At 33.4% G+C, this 1,432-nt stretch carries 2 protein-coding genes; both read left to right on the forward strand.

Annotation, left to right across the window (positions count from 1 at the left end; genetic code table 11):
- Positions 1–112 precede the first annotated feature (112 nt).
- Entirely contained in the window at positions 113–628 is a 516-nt protein-coding gene (locus FD33_RS11010; protein ID WP_025086427.1) for a PadR family transcriptional regulator, read from the forward strand.
- Between the two features lie 269 nt (positions 629–897).
- Positions 898–1,167, forward strand: a complete 270-nt coding sequence (locus tag FD33_RS11015; protein WP_025086426.1) for a hypothetical protein — start codon at positions 898–900, stop codon at positions 1,165–1,167.
- Positions 1,168–1,432 lie beyond the last annotated feature (265 nt).

Below are 1,432 nucleotides of genomic sequence, written 5' to 3' on the forward strand. Positions count from 1 at the left end.
AAAAATAGAGTTGATGGCAAAATGCCTATCAACTCTATTTATCGTACAGCCTTAATAAATAGTATTATAATGATATACGAGAACATCGTATATCATTTTTTTTGGAGGAATTATGCCTAAGAGACGAATTTTGCCATATGTATTGCTCGGATTGATAAACAACAAAGGTAAGTTATCCGGATACCAAATCAGCCAAGAATTCAAAAATGAAGTTGGCGAATTTTGGCGTGCGTCACACAGTCAGATTTATCCCGAACTAGCTCGCATGAAAGAAGACGACTGGGTAATTGATCAAGAAGATGGTAAATCAACTTATTATCAAATTACTGATGCTGGTCATAGAGTTTTGCGTGCCTGGATGGAAGAGCCACTGCAAGCAGATGAGGACTTGTTCTCGCTAAAAATGTACTTTGTACTGGATGAAACAGATCCACTGATGAAGAAGCTAATTTCTGAAGAGTTAAAAATTAATCAGGATAAGTATGCTCATTTGCAAAAACGACTCCAAACAGTATTTTCCAATCAGCAACAAATAAAAAATAATTATGGTCACTATCTGATTTTGACGCGCGCTATCGAACGAGAAAAAAATCATATTGAGTGGTTAAAGCGAGAAAGCGACGTTTAATGACGACCTTTTTTTGTACAGTTGAACTTGACTCCCGATATATTTGAACATACAAAGATGAATGAACCGGTTCAAATGTGGTTGTTACTTTTTATTAATAGCCTAATTAACTATTAATAATAGGAAGAAACACAACAAATAAAAATAATAAGTCTCCATTAATATGTCATTTCATAGGACTTTATACATGCTGTTTGTATTGCACCGTGCATTTTTAGAGTGTCTAAATTTTTGCTATTTTATATACTAGTGGAGTTCGGGAGGAAATAATGTTGAAAAAGGAAAAGATTCGCTACGAGGTTTTACATCCAACGTACAAGGCTCTTTATGATTTAGTTGGCGAAGATAATATGATGAAAGTTTATCATGAATTCCGAGGCACCCAAGTACAGATGCCGATGAAACTCTATGATCGTCAAACACTTAAAAAATATTTGGGAAGTATCAGTGATAAGACCATTAGTGTTAAAGATTTGTCACACATTTATGGTTTTTCCCAGAGATGGATTAGAAAGGCTTTGTTTAAGGGTAAGAAATGAACGAAATAATTCTAGATTTCATTGTCCAACATATATACAAAGACGATTGATCAAAAAGGTAAAATTGAAGTCCAATTAAATTTTACTAAACACTAAAAAATGTCTGGTAAATGTTGCCAAATTTTTAAATTTGTTAAGAATTATTGTTTGGGACGAGTTAATGGACTATACTTTTTTTATACATGCTTTATTAAGCTGGGGTTTTTATGTATGACGAATTGTCAAATCAAGCGCAACTTTGTCCCGAAGAAAACTTCAAATGGAC

The organism is Companilactobacillus paralimentarius DSM 13238 = JCM 10415, from assembly GCF_001434985.1.
Lineage (GTDB): Bacteria > Bacillota > Bacilli > Lactobacillales > Lactobacillaceae > Companilactobacillus > Companilactobacillus paralimentarius.

Bases quoted from the DNA above. Each gene is read 5' to 3' on its own strand.
- FD33_RS11010 (WP_025086427.1), top strand. From the start codon at position 113: ATGCCTAAGAGACGAATTTTGCCATATGTATTGCTCGGATTGATAAAC.
- FD33_RS11015 (WP_025086426.1), top strand. From the start codon at position 898: ATGTTGAAAAAGGAAAAGATTCGCTACGAGGTTTTACATCCAACGTAC.